The following is a 17,193-nucleotide window of genomic DNA, read 5'->3' on the forward strand; positions in this document are numbered from 1 at the left end:
ACCGGAGTAGACACCGGAATGAGGATTCGTGCGGGCAACTAAGGGTCGGCTCTCGAAGTCCTTCGGGGGTTGACTCCGGGCTGGTTGTGGGTGTGCCCGCTGTCAGTTGTCGAGGGCGACGAGATGGAGGATCGTCACACGGAAGCGGAGCGTCCGGTCACGCGCTGTGGATAGCCCCGATCTCAGGCAGCTCCACGAACTCGACCCCCCTCGGTCTGAACCGCTTCGCACCTTCGGTGAATCTCTCCGAGCAGAAGGCAACACCCAGGAGCGGAATACAGTCAAGGAAGAACAGGTCGCGCTCCGGTGTTTTCCTGAATCGGAGCTCCCAGACCTTCTTGATCTGCCCGTCGCGGCGGTAGTCGATTTTCGACCTCTCGAGGTCGACCACGTCCTCGACCTTCAGCAGCTCGGCCCGGGGGAACTTTACGAAGAAGTAGTCCTTCACCGAGATCCGTTTGCCCTTGGTGGACACCGCATGCAACCTCGCGGCCTGCCAGCTGCCAGTGTCGGTGGACTGCATCAGGGACAGGAAGTCGCCGCTGACAACCTGCCCGTCGAACGACGTATGGAAGTCGAAGTCGTATGCCCGGTCCTTCGCGATCAGCCACAGCTCGGGCGGAAGGTCGGCCAGCGGGGCGTGGCCCATGGCGTAGTGCCAGGTGTACTGCATCGACCTGTCGTAGCCCTTGTCCGAGAACGCCTCGTGGATCATTCCGTTGAGGAAGACGGGGCAGCGGGCCTCTTTTTTATATGCCAACGCGAAGTACAAAGCGTCCATCACCGTTCGCCGGACTGACGCGGAGTCGGCCTCCGCCTCCGCCAGCTTAGTAGTCGGCTCCGGCAGTCCTTCGCGGGTTGCCTCCGAAGCCGCTGCTCTGTGTGTCGCTGGGGTCAAAGTCCGGGTCCGGCGAGGTGAAGCTGGCAGGCGCAGTCGAGGGTGTCTTCGGGGCCGCCGGCGAAGGCGCCGGCGGGTAGCAGGGAGTCCTCGTAGCGGTCGCTGCCGGCGTAGTAGAGGGCGAAGCCCCATCGGCTGGCGGTGCCGCCGTAGCGCAGGCGCATCAGCTTGACCCGCTCGCCGTCTGCCGGTTCGCCCTCTGCGCAGGCGTCACGACATCGCCCGTGGACAGCGACCGGTCTGCTGTCGCGGCTGCCAGGGTTATAGACCTTTGAGACGGGCCCGACCTCGGGCCGGGAATCAAGGCTCACCGCAGCGTGATCAAATGGCCAACTACGATGCTCGGACTGGTCAACCGAAGTGCGGGCTGAGGGGTTCATCGGCCGCTGGGAGTAGGTCCCTCGCCTCATCCGTGCTTCACGTCTGCTGGCTAGGGTCTGTACTCATGCAGACCACGGAGATAGTTCATCGCCAGACGCCGGAACGTAGGCGCGACGCACTGGAACGGCTCGGCGCGGAGCGGGATGTCTGGGTGTCGACAGCTCACCCTGATAACGGGCCGCACCAGGTGCCGCTGTGGTTCCTGTGGGATGGGCGAGCGGTATGGATGTGCACCAGTGCGACTTCCGTGACCGCGCGGAACGTCACCGCGGAGCCGCGCGTGCGACTGGCACTGCCGGACACCTTCGATGTGGTGCTGCTCCAGGGTGAAGCGGAGCTGTTTCCCGTCCAGGAGGTGCCCGGTGACGCGGCGGAGGCGTTCGCCGACAAGTTCGGGTGGGACCCGCGCGCGGAGGAGGGCGCCTTCCTGTATGTGCGCGTGGTGCCGAAGACTGTGCGTGCTTGGCGCGACGAACCGGAACTACGCGGCAGGCTCATCATGCGGGACGGTACGTGGCTGGCATAGCGGACGATCCAACTTCTCCGCCCCGATCACCGGAACGCTGAGGGAGCGCCATGGTGGTCAAACTTGGCCAGTTGGGCGTGAGGAGTTCCGCTTGGTTGCTCTGATCCCACCAGGCATCGATGAAGCCAGCCCTGTCGCGGGATCGACGAGTTGGTCGCGATGGCGGCCGATTCCCCCCGGCGGGGCGGGAGAGAATGCGTCAAGCCCAGGCCATGGGTCTGAGAGAAGAAAGGCTCTGTACGAACGGGAGGCGCGCGCGACCGCACTCACAACCAAGTGGTCCGGCGGTATCTCTAGTCGGCGTCCATCGCCGCCAGCACGGCGAGTCGGCGGCAGTCGGGCGAGAGGGCGGCTATGCCGTAGTCGGAGCCGATGTCGTTGTGGAACCATTCCGTATCGGCCTCGAAGTGGAACCACGTGCTCTGCTGGGCCTGGCGCTCCACCTCCTCCGCGCTCGCGCCCGCTGGAGCGCCGCTGAGCCCTGCGATCGAACGCCATGCCCACAGTCGGCCGTAGGCAGCATGCACGCCCGAGTTGCCCATGCCGCCCATCGAGGCGGTGGCGAAGAGCAGACGCCAGATTTCGTCCACCGGGCGGATGGCGATCTGAAAGCGGTTCGTGGGGCCGAGCCCGTCGACACACGGCATTGGCAGAGTCGGCAGCAACTCGGGTACCTGCTCGGGTGCTATGGCCTCGTCCGGTATGAAGACCCAGGCATCGCAGTCCCCCCAGTCGCCCGCCTGCACGGCGGCAACGATGTTCTCGTGGATGGCTGTGGTGGCGATGTCACGAAGGGCCGACCGCTCGGACGTACGGGGCGTCGGGGGGTCCATCCGGCCTGCGGCGGGCAGCCCGCCCGGTACCCCACTGGCAGAGCCGTTTATCGAGCGGCTGGGGAAGTCGACGTTGGCCTCGATGTCGCGGCGACGCACCGGGAGCCAGGCCAGCGGGTGCCAGCCAGGTCGCACCTGCGGCCAGGAGCGCAGCGGCGGGAAGACGTCGATGTCCACGCCACGGAGCACCAACTCGTTGAAGAGGCAGGCACGCAGATCGTCCAGCCGGTCCCACTCGCGATGGTCGAAGACCGTCGCGGCCAGGTCGGCGGCCTGGTGATGCTCCGCGAGGAGTGAGGCGACGAAGCGCGGCAGAACGCCGTAGCCGGACGGGCGTTTCTCGTCAAGGAATTGGAGCAGCTCTACCAGGCTGTCGCGGCCGGGGGTGAGGGCGAGCACCCGCACGACGTGGGCGAGTTGGTGCTCGTATTCCCGCAGCCGCTCGGCAGTGGACGCGTATCGGTCGGCCAGCCGCGACCCCAGCTCGCGTACGTACCGGGCGTCACCTTGAGCCGCGCGCCGCTCGGCCTGGGACCGTACGAGGCCGCCGAGATCGTCCTTGGCGTCTTCCATGATCCGTCACCCTATGGCCCGCTGGGACGCACCGACAGGACGGGGTGGTGGCGCTGCACACACGTGCCGCACTTCTGCCGCGCCCCTCCCCTACCCCTAGCTCTCCCCCGACGACGGCTGCCGTTCTGCCGTGCTGCCGTCTTCGCCAGCGCCGTCGCGCGGAAGCCAACTGCGGTCCGCCTGGATTGAATGAGACGGGGACTGGCTTCGAGGAGAGCAGACACGGGAGCCCTGGGCTCACCGCGGACTCCGATTCGCTTGCGGCCTCAGGTGACCTCGGTGACCTCGCTGTCCTTCGGCAACGAACCTTGACCGGAGCCACGGAGAGTTGGGCAACGTGGAAGTCTGGCATCCGCCTAGGTTGATGCCAGAACACGGTCGAGCGCCGCCCGGCCCGCAGGTCCCCATGTCGGCTTTCCGCCGGGCAGGCCCTGATCCCCGGCGTGGCCAATAAGGATGAGGACAAGGCTCTTCAGGGCAGCCAACCCTCGTGCGCGCCGGATCATCGACGCGTCCGCGTGCGCGTACGCGTCGAAGAACCGTGCGGCCGCCCCTGTGGGAAGGAGCACCCACGCAGCCGCGAGATCGACCGCCGGATCGCCTGCGCACATGTCACCGAAGTCGATCACGCCCGAGAGCGTCCCGTCCGCGACGACGACATTCGCCGGGTGAAGGTCGCCGTGCAGCCATACCGGCGGGCCGTCCCAATCGGGAGCCGCAAGGGCCTCGTCCCAGACGTCCTGGACATTCCGGAGGCCGCCGACAATGCCCCCGGAGGCGACTTCCTCAAGCATTTTACCGAAGCCGTCCGTGAGCGTTTTGAGGGGAACGCCGCGATCCGGACTGACCGGCGCCTCGGCGGGCGCCTTCACATGGAGCGCCTTGAGGAAGCCCGCCAAAGTGTCGGCCGCGCGGTCGTGGCTGATGGGGGCGCGGTCGGCCGGTTCGCCGGGAACCCATGTCGCGATGGTCCATGGCCGCGGGAAGCGCGCGGAGGGTTCACCGATCCGCATCGGGGTCGGGACCGGCAGTGGAAGGCGCGGGGCCAGGGCGGGCAGCCATCGGTGCTCATTGCGCAGGAGGGACGGTGCGCGCTCCGTGCGGGGCATGCGCACGGCCAACTCGTCGCCAAGACGCCACAGTTGGTTGTCCCAACCGCCGACCACCTCACGCAGGTCCAACTCTGCAAGGTCCGGATGCTGCTCTCGCACCAGAGAGCGCACCAAGTTCTCATCGATCTCGAAGCTGTCCATGATCCCACTCAACCATTGATGGCACGGGCGGCGGGGCCTGCTCAGCTGAAACAGCATCCGGCATCCGGCATCCGGCATCCGGCATCCGGCATCCGGCCAACCAGGACCGCATCAGCCGGAATTCCCGGCATCTCCACGCCTCAACGGGTGTACGACACATAGCATGACGATCCGGACCCCGGACCGAAGCCGGACCCGCACCTACGTCGAGCTCGTCGGCCGCGCCCTGGGCGGCCGGCTCGTGGACGCTACGAGCCGGCCGCCCGGGGAGCGGGCCGCCAGGGCCGTACTGATCAGGAACGACGGCCGTACGGGCCCTGCGGCCGCACCGACTACGAGCCGCGCGCAGGCGACCCGAGCCTGTGGGGCTGGGGCGGCGACGCGCCCCGGCCCCCCGCCTCCTCCGGCAGGCGCGGGCCGACGGGGTGACGGCTCTCCCGCCGCTCCGCGCGTCACCGCCCCGGCCTCGCCCCGGGGGACAAGAGGATGAGCGCTGCGCCGGGGGTTCCGGTCCCGGTCGCGCCGGTCAGCCGCCGAACGAGGCGCCTGACCGTCTTCCTGCCTCTGCCCCGCGGTCAGGGGCGCCAGTCGAAGGGGAAGTGCTTGCTGGAACCACCGCGGTATTCATGGGAGAAGTCGAACCCCTCCGCGCGATCGCTCTCGACGACGCCCCAGGTGGCGATCTGACCGGGGCCGACCTCGGCGCCCGGAGCATTGATCAGCTGGACGCGACGGGAGGGGTCGGCAGTGGGCCCGGTGAGCGCGGTCGCGCCGACGGAGACCTTGTCGGCGACACTGGCCCGCCAGTACGAGAGATCCTCGGCGGCGTCGAAGTGGACCGGCGCGTGCCGCACCTCGCGCAGTTCGCTGATGAGCGAGCCGAACTGGCCCGGCCAGCCGCCGACATGACCGGCGAAGATCTGCTCCAGCGCGTCACGCTGAGCCTGGTCACCCTTGGCGTCGATGTAGAGCATCACCTTCATCGTGGCGTCCGGGTCACCGACCCACATGTTCCCGGCGAACTCGCCCAGCGCCACGACACCCAGGCCGTCCAGGCGCACGTCCCCGAAGTGCCCCTCGTGAACCTGCCAGACGAGCGTGAAGAGGCAGTCCCCGTGGGTCGGCGTCTGGGCGAACGTACAGGGGCAGGGCAGTGCGCAGCTGCACACGTCGAACCACTCTCCCCGTAAGTGCCAGTCGGGCAGCGTGCTGTCACTCGTGCCCGCTCGGACGACGGCGGGGACGCTTTGCGATGCGGCGGAAGTGGTACACATGGTGACCTCCCAGATCACTTATACCCCTAGGGGGTATCTCGTGGACAAGAGAAAGATAGGGCTCAACAAGCCCCCACGTCAACTACCCCCTAGGGGTACCCAGTCGACAGGGTTGCCTGGGTGTTCGTAGCCGCCGGGGCGCTTCGTCGCTCCAGTGGGCAAACAGCAGGCGGTGCGCCTTTATCGGCGTTGCGCGACTGCGGCGACGCCGACGACGTGCAGACCGAAGGTCGGCGCCTCGGCTCGCTCCATTCACTGCGGCAATTCCCCGGCCGGGCAGGCGAATCACCATGCGGCCGACACCCGTCGTTCGCAGGCGCCCGTCCTCGCCGAACTCGGAAAGCTCCGCCCCCACCCAGGCCCTTCGGTTGGTCGCGGCCTGCGCCACAGCCCCTGTCTCCGCGCTCGACGCGGGACTCACTCGGGTCTTCCCAGGCCACCAGCCCACTGATGTGTCGGCCGGGTGGCTTTCAGCATCGCCACCCTTGTCCGGCCGCACACGAAGCCCGGACAAGGAACGGACGTCACCCTTCATGACGCGAGTCCGAAGTACGGCCTGGTACGCGATTGCGGTCACAGCCGGCCCGGACTGGCCGTCACCAGCCGTACGGCGTCACGAACGCACGAGTCGGGCGATGGCGTCGCCGGCTTCCTTGAGTTTCATGTTCCCGTCTTCGCCGCCTTCCGCGACGGCGGCGCGGACGCAGGTGTCCATGTGTTCGTCGAGCATCTGCAGGGCGAAGGACTGCAGGGCGCGCGTGGTGGCCGCGACCTGGGTGAGGACATCGACGCAGTAGGTGTCTTCTTCGACCATTCTCTGCAGGCCCCTCACCTGCCCTTCGATGCGCCGCAGTCGTTTGAGCTCATTCTGTTTGTGAGTGCTGTAGCCAGCCACCGTTTCCTCCTGTGCTGCTGTTGACGTGCGCAGCGCATCTGCCCTCCGTCGGCAGACCGCGACAGGGCCGCGATGGCAGGAGACCAGGTGCGGTTCCGCGCGGACGAGTGAACCAGGGTCCGCCTCTCGGATCTCCTGACGTGGCTGCGGTGTTGAGGCCGGGCGTGCCGTCGCGGAACCTGATCCGGGATTTCGGAAACCGGCGGACCCGCTGGAGGAAGTCATCAGATCGGCGAATGCCTGGGACGCTTGCGAAGCGGATTCACCACACCAGGATCCGCCTCGCTACCGACGGACGGTGCAGGCTCCTCGCCCGCGTCCTGCCCCTCGGACAGTACGGTGGCAGCCCCAGTTCGAACGCGGCTGGAGCAGATGTCCGTGCCCCGCACCGGAGCCGGACTCCCCCACACCCGGCCCGCCCATGTCCTGGCGGACAAGGGCGGACAATACCTGCGCCGCTCGGAAGAACCGCCGCTGCCCACGACGGCCCGGAGTCCGGCTCACCGTCCCAGGACGCCTCGACCGGCGGAAGCACCGGCAGAACCGAGGATCCTGGGCCGACCGCCCACCTCGGGTGGTAACGGTCAGTGCTGGTGGGCGCCGCCCTCCTCGGTGTCTGCCGTCTCCGGCGTGGCGGACTTCCCGGTCTGGACAGTGAAGGCCGCGGTGCGGACGGTGCCGTTGTGCTTGAAGTCCAGGAAGAGGCGGTAGCTGCCCGCACTGGGCACGGTGGTGCTGAAGGAGATGCCGGGGCCGGGCTTGGTGGTGCCGTCGCCGGGTTCGCCGTTGGGGTGGACGTGGAGGTAGGCGAGGTCGCCCGAGCGCAGGGCGACCAGATGGCCGTAGGCGCCGAGGTAGGGCTGCAGGTCGGTCACCGGGCGGCCGTTGCGGCTGACGCCGAGAGTGACGCCGGACGTCTTGCCCGGGGTCAGGTCGCCGTTGAGAGTGACGGTGTAGCCGTCGACGGTGGAGCTGGCGGCCGGTGCGGGCAAAGAGACGGCCTTGTAGGAGCCGGAGGCCGCGAGGTCGGCGCCAAGAGTGAGGTTGGTCGCGTTGCCGACGGCCGGAGTGAAATCGGCGAAGACGCGATAGGAGCCGGCGGTGGGCAGGGTGACGGGGGTGCTCCAGGTGCCGTCGGAGGCCCGGGTGGGATGAAGGTGCCGGTAGGTGACCAGGTCACGTGAGGCGAGGATGAGATGCAGTTCCTTGTCGTGCTCGCGCTGGAACGAGGTGACCTGCCGCCCCTGTTGGTCGCGGACGGCGAAGCGGAGCTCGCTCTCTTCTCCTGCGGCGACGCGGGGGGTCTTCAGGTCGAGGGTGTATCCCGCCTCGGAGACCTGCAGGCCTGCGGGCGTCGCGTCCCCCTGGCTGCTTTTACGCTCCGGGGCTGACGGCTTGTCGTGCGCCGCGTGGGCCGCCGGCTGTGGATCCTGCTTGATGGGGTCAGCTGCTGTACCGACGCCATAGGCGGCACCGAAGGTCGCCGCGACTGCGGCGGCAAAAGCGGTGATCTTTACGCCCGTGTTCATGAGGGCCCTTTCTCTGCGGTGTCGCACCTTCCGCGACGAGCACTCTCGATTATATACCCCTAGGGGGTATTGACAAGAACGCTGGAGGCATTTGGCAAATATACCGGTAGGGGGTATACATGGGGATCGTTAGCGGTACCCCCCATGGGTACTAGTAGGCTCGCATCCTTCAGGAGGAACCCATGTCCTGCTGCACCCCCGACGGCAGCTGCTCCACCGTCACGGTCGAGGTCATCGAGGGCGCCACCACCGTCTACAACGTCTCCGGAATGACGTGCGGGCACTGCAAGGCCACGCTCACCAAGGAGATCGGCGCCCTGGACGGCGTCCTGCTGGTGGACGTCGACGTCGACGCCGGCCGGGTCTCCGTGCCCACCTCCGGCGCGCCCGACGACGTACTGCTGGCAAAGGTTGTCGACGACGCCGGCTACGAGCTGACCGGCCGGGCGGCCTGACGACTCCGCCCACCGGCCGGGCCCGCCCTCGGGCCCGGCTCCTCTCCCCCCCTGCACACGCCCAGGCCGAGGAGCAGTGATGGCTACCACGGTCCCCGACACAGCCGAGGTCGAAAGATCGCCACCGACAGTACGGTCGTCGACGGCACCTCAGCGGTCGACGCATCGATGCTCACCGGCGAGTCCGTACCCTTCCAGGTCGCTGTCGGCGACGCCGTCACCGGGGCGACCGTGAACGTCGGCGGACGCCTGGTGGTGGAGGCCACGAGAGTGTGCGCCGACACGCAGCTCGCCCGCGTGGCCAAGCTGGTCGAAGACGCGCAGAACGGCACGGCGGCGGCCCAGCGGCTCGCCGACAGGATCTCCGCCGTGTTCGTCCCCGTCGTCATAGCTCTGGCCCTGGGCACCCTGGGGTTCCGGCTGGGCGACGGTGCCGGTCTGACGGCCACGTTCACCGCCGCCGTCGCGGTCCTGATCATCGCCAGCCCCTGTGCCCTGGGCCTGGCCACGCCGACCGCGTTGATGGTCGGCACCGGCCGCGGCGCCCAGCTCGGCATCCTGATCAAGGGCCCCGAGGTGCTGGAGTCCACGCGCAAGGTCGACACCGTCGTCCTGGACAAGACCGGCACTGTCACCACCGGACGGATGACCCTGCTGGCCGTTCACATCGCGGAAGGTACGCGAGAGGAGGACGTCCTGCGCCTGGCGGGCGCCCTGGAGCACACCTCCGAGCACCCGATCGCCCAGACGGTGGCCGCGGGTGCTGCCGAGCGGGTAGGTACGCTTCCCGCGCCGGAGTACTTCGTCAACGTGCCCGGCCTCGGCGTTCAGGGTGTGGTCGAGGGCCAAGCGGTCCTGGTGGGCCGCACCAAACTCCTCGCCGAGTGGGCCATGGATCTGCCGGCCGGCCTGGCGCGGGCCAAGGCGGACGCCGAGACCGCGGGCCGTACCGCGATCGCGGTCGCCTGGGACGGCGAGGCCAGGGCGGTCCTCGATGTCGCCGAGGCGGTGGCCGCGGAAGTCGGCATCGACGAGGTGATCGCCGAGGTCATGCCGGAAGACAAGGTCAACGTCGCCAAGCAGCTTCAGGGCAAGGGCCGTTCGGTCGCCATGGTCGGCGACGGTGTCAACGACGCCGCCGCACTCGCCCATGCCGACCTCGGCCTTGCCATGGGCACCGGCACCGACGCCGCCATCGAGGCCGGCGACCTCAGCCTGGTCCGGGGCGACCTGCGCGCCGCCGCCGACGCCATCCGCCTCGCCCGCAAGACGCTGGGCACCATCAAAGTCCAACCTGTTCTGGGCCTGCGCCTACGCGGCTTCAAGGCAGCCGCCGGAAACCGGAAAACCGCCCGCGCCACATACGCGAACGAGGGGCGGGCCCGGCCGGGCCCGCCCCTCGTTCGCGTAACGGCTCCCCGGAGGGCAGCCGGTCGGACGCACAAGGAGTCCGTATGCACGACGTCATCCACCATGGCAGCGACGGCTGCCGCCCGGCGGCGGGCGGATCTTCGATCACGCCGCCCGGCCGCCGTGGGCATCGCGACCGTCGGGGCGAAGCCGAGCCGTTTACTCCTGTTCGGCTCGAACCGGCCGTGACGTGGACCCGGAACGCCGCGGTCAGCGGGCCGCCGATGCCCGCTACCACCAGTAAATCCGCCAGTGACCCACGAGGAGGTTCGTCATGGCCACATCGTCATGGACCAGCACGGTACGCCAGGTAGCCGCCCATCCCGTTGTCAGGATGGCAGCCGCCGCGGCACTACAGGCTCTGGCGTCCCATCTCACACAGCAGGACAGGCCTGGCCGCCCGTCCTGCACGGACGCGTGCACCCGCGTGTCGGCCGGTCACTTCGAGGTGCCTGCTGCCCGTCGGCAGACGCACTGACACGTTCACGCCGCGCACCGCGGCACCGCCACCGGCCCAGCCCAGCCCAGCGGCCTCGGATCCGTGTGCCACGCGGTGCGGCGCCACACCTGGCGCAGGGCCCCATGACGACACGCTACCCGTCGAGAAACCCCTTACGGGAATACCCCCTGGGGGTATGTCGTTGTGGCGGGTGTACCGAATACGGACAACGCCAGAAGACGCATCACACAGCACGCATCACACAGGTGGAGACACGATGAAGAACAATTCCGGCCACGACATGACCAGCCACGGCGGCCACGGCGGAGCCCGTCCCGGCGGGCTGTCGGTCTCCGAGAGCGGGTACACCCTCGACCTCGACTCGACGATCCTTTCCACCGGGGTGCAGACGGTCACCTTCCGGGTGACCGGTCCCGACGGGGCGCCGGTGACCGAGTTCACGCCCGAGCACGAGAAGCAACTGCACTTCATCGCCGTCCGGCGCGACACGACCGGGTTCCAGCACGTGCACCCGGTGATGGACGAGAAGGGCACCTGGAGCATCGAACTGACCCTGAAGCCGGGAGACTGGAGGTTCTTCGCCGACATCCACCCGGCCGGCCACGACGCGACCATGACGCTGGGAATCGATGCCTCGGTCGCCGGGCAGTACGACCCGCAACCGCTTTCCGAGGACACCCGCATCGCTCACGTAGACGAGTACACCGTCACCCTTGACGGCGAACTCGCGCCCGGTGCGGCGAGCGACCTGACGCTCACCGTCAGCCGGAACGGGCGGCCTGTCACCGACCTGCGGCCCTACCTGGGCGCGTACGGGCACTTGGTGGCACTGCGGGTCGGCGACCTGGGCTACCTCCACGTCCACCCGGATGGCGAGCCCGGTGACGGCACCACCGAGCCGGGGCCCGAGATCACCTTCATGGCCGCCGCGCCGTCGGGCGGCACCTACCGCCTCTACCTGGACTTCCAGCACGACGACGTCGTCCGGACCGCCGAGTTCACGGTGCGGACCACCGCCACCACCCCCCACTCGGACGCGGCACCCGAGCACACGGGCCACCACCCCGGCAACCACGCACACCACTGACCGCAGAAACGTCACTGGCCAGTCGCCGCCATGCGGCGCGGCGGCGGGGCGCTCGCCGAGTCGAGCGCCCCGCCGCCCCCTGTACATCCTCCAGGTCGGAAGGACCGTCATGCCCCGCCTGACCCGACTCACGCCCGATACAGCGGTCGGCGCTTCGAGCGACCTCCTCGCCGAGCTGGTCTCACGCCACGGCCAGATCGGTGACATGGTCTCCACGATGGCGCACTCGCCCGCCGTTCTGGGCGGCTATCTGCAGCTCAGCCGGGCCATGGGACGAGCCAAGCTCAACCGCAGGATCAGCGAACGGATCTCGATCGCCATCCAGGTCCAGCAGGGCTGTGGGCTCTGTCTCGACGCGCATGTCAGCGCTGCCCGCGCGATGGGAGTGGACGAGGAAGAGATCGAGCGTGCCCGCGCGGGCACCTCGGCCGATCCCGCGATCGCGGCGATCATCACCCTCGCCCTCCAGGTCTACCGCGAGCCGACGTCGATCACCGACGAGCAGGTCATCGCGTTGCGCGAGCACGGCTACAGCGAACGCGCGATAGCCGACGTCGTCGGCGTCGTCGCACTCAACATCCTCACCGGCGCCTTCAACCTGCTCGCCGGCCTCACACCGGAGAGCGGCACCGATGCGTAGAGACATCCCCGCCTCCCTCTGCGGGGCACGGCCTCCGACCCGAGGCCGTGCCCCGCCGCATGGACCTGAAAGGAACACGCCATGCGTCTGTTCGCCATCCGCGACTACCGCCGCCTGTTCAGCGCGCAGATCATCGCCCTGTTCGGTACCGGGCTGACAACCGTGGCCCTCGGACTGCTCGCCTACGATCTCGCCGGCCCGCGCGCCGGGATGGTCCTCGGCACCGCCCTCACCATCAAGATGGTCATGTACGTGGTCATAGCTCCTCTCACCGCCGCGTACGTCGACCGCTTCTCCAGAAGAATCCTCCTGGTCCTCCTCGATGTGGTGCGCGCCGCAGTGGTCCTGGCCCTGCCGTTCGTCACCGAGGTCTGGCAGATCTATGTCCTGATCGGCCTGCTCCAAGCCGCGTCCGCGGCGTTCACCCCGACGTTCCAGGCCGTCATCCCCGACATCGTCACCGATGAGTCCGACTACACGCGTGCTCTGTCCGCCTCCCAGGTCGCCTCCACCATGGAGAGCCTGCTCAGCCCCGTACTGACAGCGGTCGCCCTGGCATTCATCAGCTTCAACTGGCTGTTCCTGGGCACCTCCGCCGGATTCCTCCTCTCCGGCCTGCTCGTCCTGTCGACGCGCATCCCCGACGCCCGTCCCAGTAGTGGCCACACCCGGGCATGGGACAAGGCGGCAGCGGGAATCAGGACATTCCTCAGGACTCCGCGGCTGCGCGGCGTCATGGCGCTCAATCTCGTGGTCGCGGCGGCAGGATCGATCGTCGTCGTCAACACCGTCAATTACGTCCGTGACGAACTCGGTGGCTCGCAGTCGGACGTCTCATGGATGCTCGCCGCCTCCGGCGGCGGAACCCTCCTGGCCGCCCTCGTGCTGCCCCGCGTACTCGACCGGATCAGCGCCCGCACCGTCATGGTGAGCGGCGCCGGAGTCCTCGTCGGCGGCACGATCGCCGCGGTGGCTCTCATCGCGGCCGGCCTGACCACATGGACCGGTACGGCGATCGTCTGGACCGTGATCGGCATCGGCATGGCGCTGATCATCACACCGACGGGCAACGTCGTGCGCGCCTCCGTCGCACCGAACGCGATCCCCGGGGCCTTCGCAGCCCAGTTCTCCCTGTCGCACCTGGCCTGGCTGATCACCTACCCCATCGCGGGATGGCTCGGCACGAACGCCGGTTTCACTCTCGCCTGGTCCGTCCTCGCGTCCCTCGCCGGGGCGGGCGCCATCGGCGCCCTCCTCCTGTGGCCACGCCACGACGGACGACGAGCCGTGACCGGACCCGCGAAGCCCGTCCGTCCCGCGCACCGGACGGACAGGTCCACCCTGTCGAAGGCCGCGTAAAACGCTCTGACGGATTGCGTCCCACACACAGGCTCCTGGCCAGACATAAGAGAAGGCCATGGCCTTCTCTTACGGGACCGAACAGAACGCCAGGGAAGCCGTGTTGGGTGAGCCGGTACCGGAAGCCGGACAGCACGTTCACCATCGCGAGCCGGGCCGGGAGTGGTCCCGTTCGCCCGTCGTGCGGGTACCGGGCGGCGAAACCCCGCGGTCTTCGACAGAGTCGACCCAGTCGCGGCGAGCACCTCGGGGAGAGATGTCTCATGGCTGCCGTGCGGCGGTCGAAGGCTCCCTGACGGGCTCTTCGGAGCGCAGGCGGAGCCGGGCGATCGTGGCCACGACGCTGAGGACGGCGATGGCGACGCCGAGAACCGCCATGGCGCCTTGCACCGTCAGGACGGGGACGAGAAGTCCGGCGACGATGGTAGGCACTCCGAGCGCGAGGTAGGAGATGCTGTAGATCACGCCCATGACGGCCGCCCGCTCGGCGGGAACGGTGTGCGGCATGAGTGTGCGCAGGGCCCCCATGAACGATGTCCCGAAGCCGGAACCGACGATGACCACGGTCGCGAGATACGCGGAGAACGAGTGGGCGGCGAGGGCGGCCAGACTCAGCACCGTACCAATGGCCAGCGCGGACGTTCCGTAGACGGTGATGACACGCGAGGAGCGGCGGGCGACGAGCTGGGAGGCGAGGATGCCGGAGACGGCCAGCGTGAGGATGACGGTGCCCGCCTGCGTGTGCGTGACGGCGCCGAACTCGCTCTTGACGAGCCCGGCACCCAGCGCGAGGAACAGTCCGTTGGTCGCCGAGCCCGCGACGATGGCGGGCGCGGCCACGAGGAGCACGCCGCGCAGACGAGGCGAGGCACGGAACCGCGGGCGCACCGGTGCGGCGGAGGCGGGCTTCTTCCCCGAGCTCTCCGGAACGAGCCACACGAGCACTGCGGTCAGGAGGGACAGGCCCGTAAGCGTTCCGAACACCGCCCCCATCGGGTTCGCCGTGGCGTCGAGGAGGAGCGCCGCCGTCATGGCACCGGCCCCGAGGCCCATCATGGGGGCGATGGTGTTCCACAGCGCGGCACGTCCCGGCCGGTGCGGAGGTTCGAAGTCGACCGCGACCGCCGAGAGAGCGGGTATGAGCAGGCCGGCGGCGACACCTTGGAGTGAGCGGGCGACCAGCAGCAGGGCGAGGCTTCCGGAGCGCCGGAAGAGGACCAGGCTCGCCGCGAGCAGCAGAGCGCCGACGGTGACCACCGGACGCCGCCCCCTGGTGTCCGACAGCGGCCCCATGAACAGCAGTGTCGCGAGCATGGTGAAGGCGTAGACCGCGAACACGGCGGTCGTCGCGACCGGGGGCAAGCTCAGCTGTTCAGCGAGCTGGGGGTAGAAGAGGGACGGTGCGCTGGCAGAGGCCATCGTCAGGATGATCCCGCCGATGGCGAGGCCGAACCCCCGACGATCTGCGGTGCGGGCATGTGTGCGCATGGAGGGCGTTTCTCCCAAGGGATTGGCCGGGCGCGGGGCCGGGCCACTGGATGGGTTCGGATCGGTTGCGGCCTGCGCCGGACGAGCGGTGGCGACGGTGCGCACCGCTGCTTCCGCCGACGGCGGGGCATGGCTGACCACCGGCAGACGCCGCCGGAGGATCGAAGGGATCATCGACGGCTACCGCACCGGTATCGCCCTGGCACGGCTTGACCGAACTCACCGGTGGCGTGTCCGGTCAGGCGGTGCGGCGTGGCCTCTTCTCGTGGTCAGCCACGCGATGACCGATTCCCGATCACAGCCCAGCATACCCCCCTGGGGTATCATCTGCGATACGGGGCGCCCTGACGTGACGGGCAGAGCCGCCCTGTACGCCCCTTGCTGAGACATCCCCCACGACGTTTCCCTCGTAGCGTGGAGTCCGTGACTGCCGGGTCGGCGAACTTCATGGTGGCGGGACAGACAGCGGAGCAGGGCAGGTACGGGACCAGGCCGTACAGCGTGTACTGGATGGTAGGGGTCGCACAGGGGTGACGGCCTGCCCCGGGTGTTGCGCAGCGCCGCGAAGTAGGTGTTGTCGTCGTTCCAGTTGTTGCGCTGCCGGAAGAAGTCCTGGCAGCACGCGGGTAGCCGGGGGCTCCCCGACCGCACGCGGCCCGTCCACGCTCAGGCCGGAGGAGACATCCCACTCCCGGCGGTCCAGAACTTCCTCGGACTACGCGGTGCCGTTGGTCTGCCGCTCCAGCGGACCCTGACGTCCGATGCCGTCCGGGTCACCGCCTCACAGAGCGCCCGGAGATGGTCCACCCCAGCGGCAGCTGCTCGCCTCCATGGAGAGTGAGGTCCACCTGTTCCAGGCCGCCTCGCAGGCGTACTCGTTGATCCGGCGACCGAGCTGGGCGGCTGAGCAGCGATCTCCAAAGACATACGCGTCGGCTGCGACCGCCACGACTGGTCTGCGTGCCGATAGACATAGCGGTAGTCGCAGTCGAAGTTGCAGCGCGAGGCGACCTTGCGGATGAAGGATCTGAACGGCTGCGCAGGGGCCAAGGCATCGGTGCTGTGGCCTGTCTGGGCGATGTCAGCTGGGAAATGTGAGGCGGAAGGTGGTGTGTCCGGGGCTGCTGACGACGGTGACGGTTCCCCCGTGGGCGGTAATGACGGCCTGGACGATGGAGAGGCCCAGACCGGTGCTCCCTGTGCTGCGGGAGCGGGCGTGGTCGGCGCGGACGAAGCGGCCGAACACTTCGGGTTGGAGGTCTTCGGGGATGCCGGGTCCGTTGTCGCTCACCTCCAAGGCCACACCGGTCTGATCGGCGGCGAGGGTGATGGTCACGTTGGTGCCGGACGGGGTGTGGGTACGGGCGTTGGCGAGGAGGTTGCCGATGGCCTGCTGGAGTCGGCGGGTGTCGCCGGTGACGGTGATCGGCTCCTCGGGGAGTTCGAGGAACCAACGGTGACCGGGGGCGGCGGCACGTGCGTCGTCCGTCGTGTTCGGGATCAGCAGGGTCAGGTCGACCGGCTGGTGTTCGAGGGGGCGTCCGGCGTCCAGTCGGGCGAGCAGAAGCAGGTCGTCGACGAGGCGTGTCATGCGCTGTGATTCGCCCCCGATGCGTTCCAGGGCGTGGCGGACCGCGCCGGGCATGGGACCGCGGTCGCGCAGGGCGAGTTCGGCGTGCCCCCGGATGTTGGCAACGGGGGTGCGTAGTTCGTGGCTGGCATCGGCGGCGAAGTGGCGGAGTCGTTCCTCACTGGCCTGGCGACGGATGAGAGGGCGTCCTCGACGTGGCCGAGCATATGATTGAGGGCGGCGCCGACCTGACCGACCTCGGTGTGCGGATCTGTGTCCGGGAGCGGTCCGGGCATGGCGATCTCGCCGCTGGCGAGCGGTAGTCCGGCGACCTCCGCCGCCCTGGCGGTCACTCGTTGGAGAGGGCACAGCGAGATCCGTACCCACACGGCCCCAGCGGTGCCGGTGACCAGGAGGGCTGCTCCGAACAGCACGGCTTCGACCACTTCGAGGCGGTGAACCGTCTCCTCCACCGGGTGCAGGGGCAGGCCGGGGGCGGGTGTCCGTGAACGACCAGCCACAAACCCCCTCCCCGAGCCCCGGCTGCCCCAACTTCGCCGAG

General features: G+C 68.8%; 13 protein-coding genes and 2 pseudogenes. 6 read left to right on the plus strand and 9 right to left on the minus strand.

Annotated features, from left to right (window positions below; genetic code table 11):
* Nucleotides 1–157: 157 nt before the first annotated feature.
* Nucleotides 158–781 carry a DUF1629 domain-containing protein gene (locus OG413_RS28595; RefSeq protein WP_266810691.1) on the minus strand — a complete coding sequence of 208 codons (624 nt, stop codon included), beginning with the start codon at nt 779–781 and terminating at the stop codon, nt 158–160.
* Nucleotides 782–894: 113 nt separating this feature from the next.
* Nucleotides 895–1,209, minus strand: coding sequence for a hypothetical protein (locus OG413_RS28600; RefSeq protein WP_266810693.1), 315 nt, complete (start codon nt 1,207–1,209; stop codon nt 895–897).
* A gap of 134 nt (nt 1,210–1,343) precedes the next feature.
* Here OG413_RS28600 and OG413_RS28605 point away from each other — a divergent pair, with 134 nt between their 5' ends.
* Nucleotides 1,344–1,805 (plus strand): pyridoxamine 5'-phosphate oxidase family protein, encoded by a 462-nt coding sequence (locus tag OG413_RS28605; RefSeq protein ID WP_266810695.1) that lies wholly within the window; start codon nt 1,344–1,346, stop codon nt 1,803–1,805.
* A gap of 293 nt (nt 1,806–2,098) precedes the next feature.
* Here OG413_RS28605 and OG413_RS28610 read toward each other — a convergent pair whose 3' ends face one another.
* The 5 genes from OG413_RS28610 to OG413_RS28630 all read right to left on the minus strand — a co-directional run bounded on the left by OG413_RS28610 (nt 2,099) and on the right by OG413_RS28630 (nt 8,162).
* Nucleotides 2,099–3,211, minus strand: a complete 1,113-nt coding sequence (locus OG413_RS28610; protein ID WP_266810697.1) for a DUF6183 family protein — start codon at nt 3,209–3,211, stop codon at nt 2,099–2,101.
* 356 nt (nt 3,212–3,567) lie between these two features.
* A complete protein-coding gene (locus OG413_RS28615) occupies nt 3,568–4,464 on the minus strand; it encodes an aminoglycoside phosphotransferase family protein (protein WP_266810699.1) in 897 nt (298 codons plus the stop codon).
* 575 nt (nt 4,465–5,039) lie between these two features.
* Nucleotides 5,040–5,738, minus strand: coding sequence for a DUF1326 domain-containing protein (locus OG413_RS28620; protein ID WP_266810701.1), 699 nt, complete (start codon nt 5,736–5,738; stop codon nt 5,040–5,042).
* Nucleotides 5,739–6,351: 613 nt separating this feature from the next.
* Nucleotides 6,352–6,633, minus strand: a complete 282-nt coding sequence (locus OG413_RS28625; protein WP_073719957.1) for a metal-sensitive transcriptional regulator — start codon at nt 6,631–6,633, stop codon at nt 6,352–6,354.
* A 584-nt stretch (nt 6,634–7,217) separates the two neighbouring features.
* Entirely contained in the window at nt 7,218–8,162 is a 945-nt protein-coding gene (locus OG413_RS28630; protein ID WP_266810703.1) for a hypothetical protein, read from the minus strand.
* Between the two features lie 182 nt (nt 8,163–8,344).
* Here OG413_RS28630 and OG413_RS28635 point away from each other — a divergent pair, with 182 nt between their 5' ends.
* The 5 genes and pseudogenes from OG413_RS28635 (at nt 8,345) to OG413_RS28655 (ending at nt 13,573) form a co-directional block, all read left to right on the plus strand.
* Nucleotides 8,345–8,617 (plus strand): heavy-metal-associated domain-containing protein, encoded by a 273-nt coding sequence (locus OG413_RS28635; RefSeq protein ID WP_266810705.1) that lies wholly within the window; start codon nt 8,345–8,347, stop codon nt 8,615–8,617.
* 114 nt (nt 8,618–8,731) lie between these two features.
* Nucleotides 8,732–9,932 (plus strand): annotated as a pseudogene (locus tag OG413_RS28640) (HAD-IC family P-type ATPase); the annotation flags it as partial.
* Nucleotides 9,933–10,743: 811 nt separating this feature from the next.
* The gene (locus OG413_RS28645) at nt 10,744–11,574 is read left to right on the plus strand and encodes a hypothetical protein (RefSeq protein WP_266810707.1); all 831 of its coding nucleotides are present in this window, start codon (nt 10,744–10,746) and stop codon (nt 11,572–11,574) included.
* A gap of 109 nt (nt 11,575–11,683) precedes the next feature.
* Nucleotides 11,684–12,214 (plus strand): carboxymuconolactone decarboxylase family protein, encoded by a 531-nt coding sequence (locus tag OG413_RS28650; RefSeq protein WP_266810709.1) that lies wholly within the window; start codon nt 11,684–11,686, stop codon nt 12,212–12,214.
* Between the two features lie 81 nt (nt 12,215–12,295).
* The gene (locus OG413_RS28655; protein WP_266810711.1) at nt 12,296–13,573 is read left to right on the plus strand and encodes an MFS transporter; all 1,278 of its coding nucleotides are present in this window, start codon (nt 12,296–12,298) and stop codon (nt 13,571–13,573) included.
* A 261-nt stretch (nt 13,574–13,834) separates the two neighbouring features.
* On the opposite strand, the gene OG413_RS28660 is transcribed toward OG413_RS28655, so the two are convergent.
* Together OG413_RS28660 and OG413_RS28665 are read right to left on the minus strand one after the other, a co-directional pair.
* Nucleotides 13,835–15,235 (minus strand): MFS transporter, encoded by a 1,401-nt coding sequence (locus OG413_RS28660; RefSeq protein WP_323137928.1) that lies wholly within the window; start codon nt 15,233–15,235, stop codon nt 13,835–13,837.
* A gap of 907 nt (nt 15,236–16,142) precedes the next feature.
* Nucleotides 16,143–17,122, minus strand: a pseudogene (locus OG413_RS28665) (sensor histidine kinase); the annotation flags it as partial.
* Nucleotides 17,123–17,193: the final 71 nt, after the last annotated feature.

It is taken from the genome of Streptomyces sp. NBC_01433 (assembly GCF_026340105.1).
Classification (GTDB): domain Bacteria; phylum Actinomycetota; class Actinomycetes; order Streptomycetales; family Streptomycetaceae; genus Streptomyces.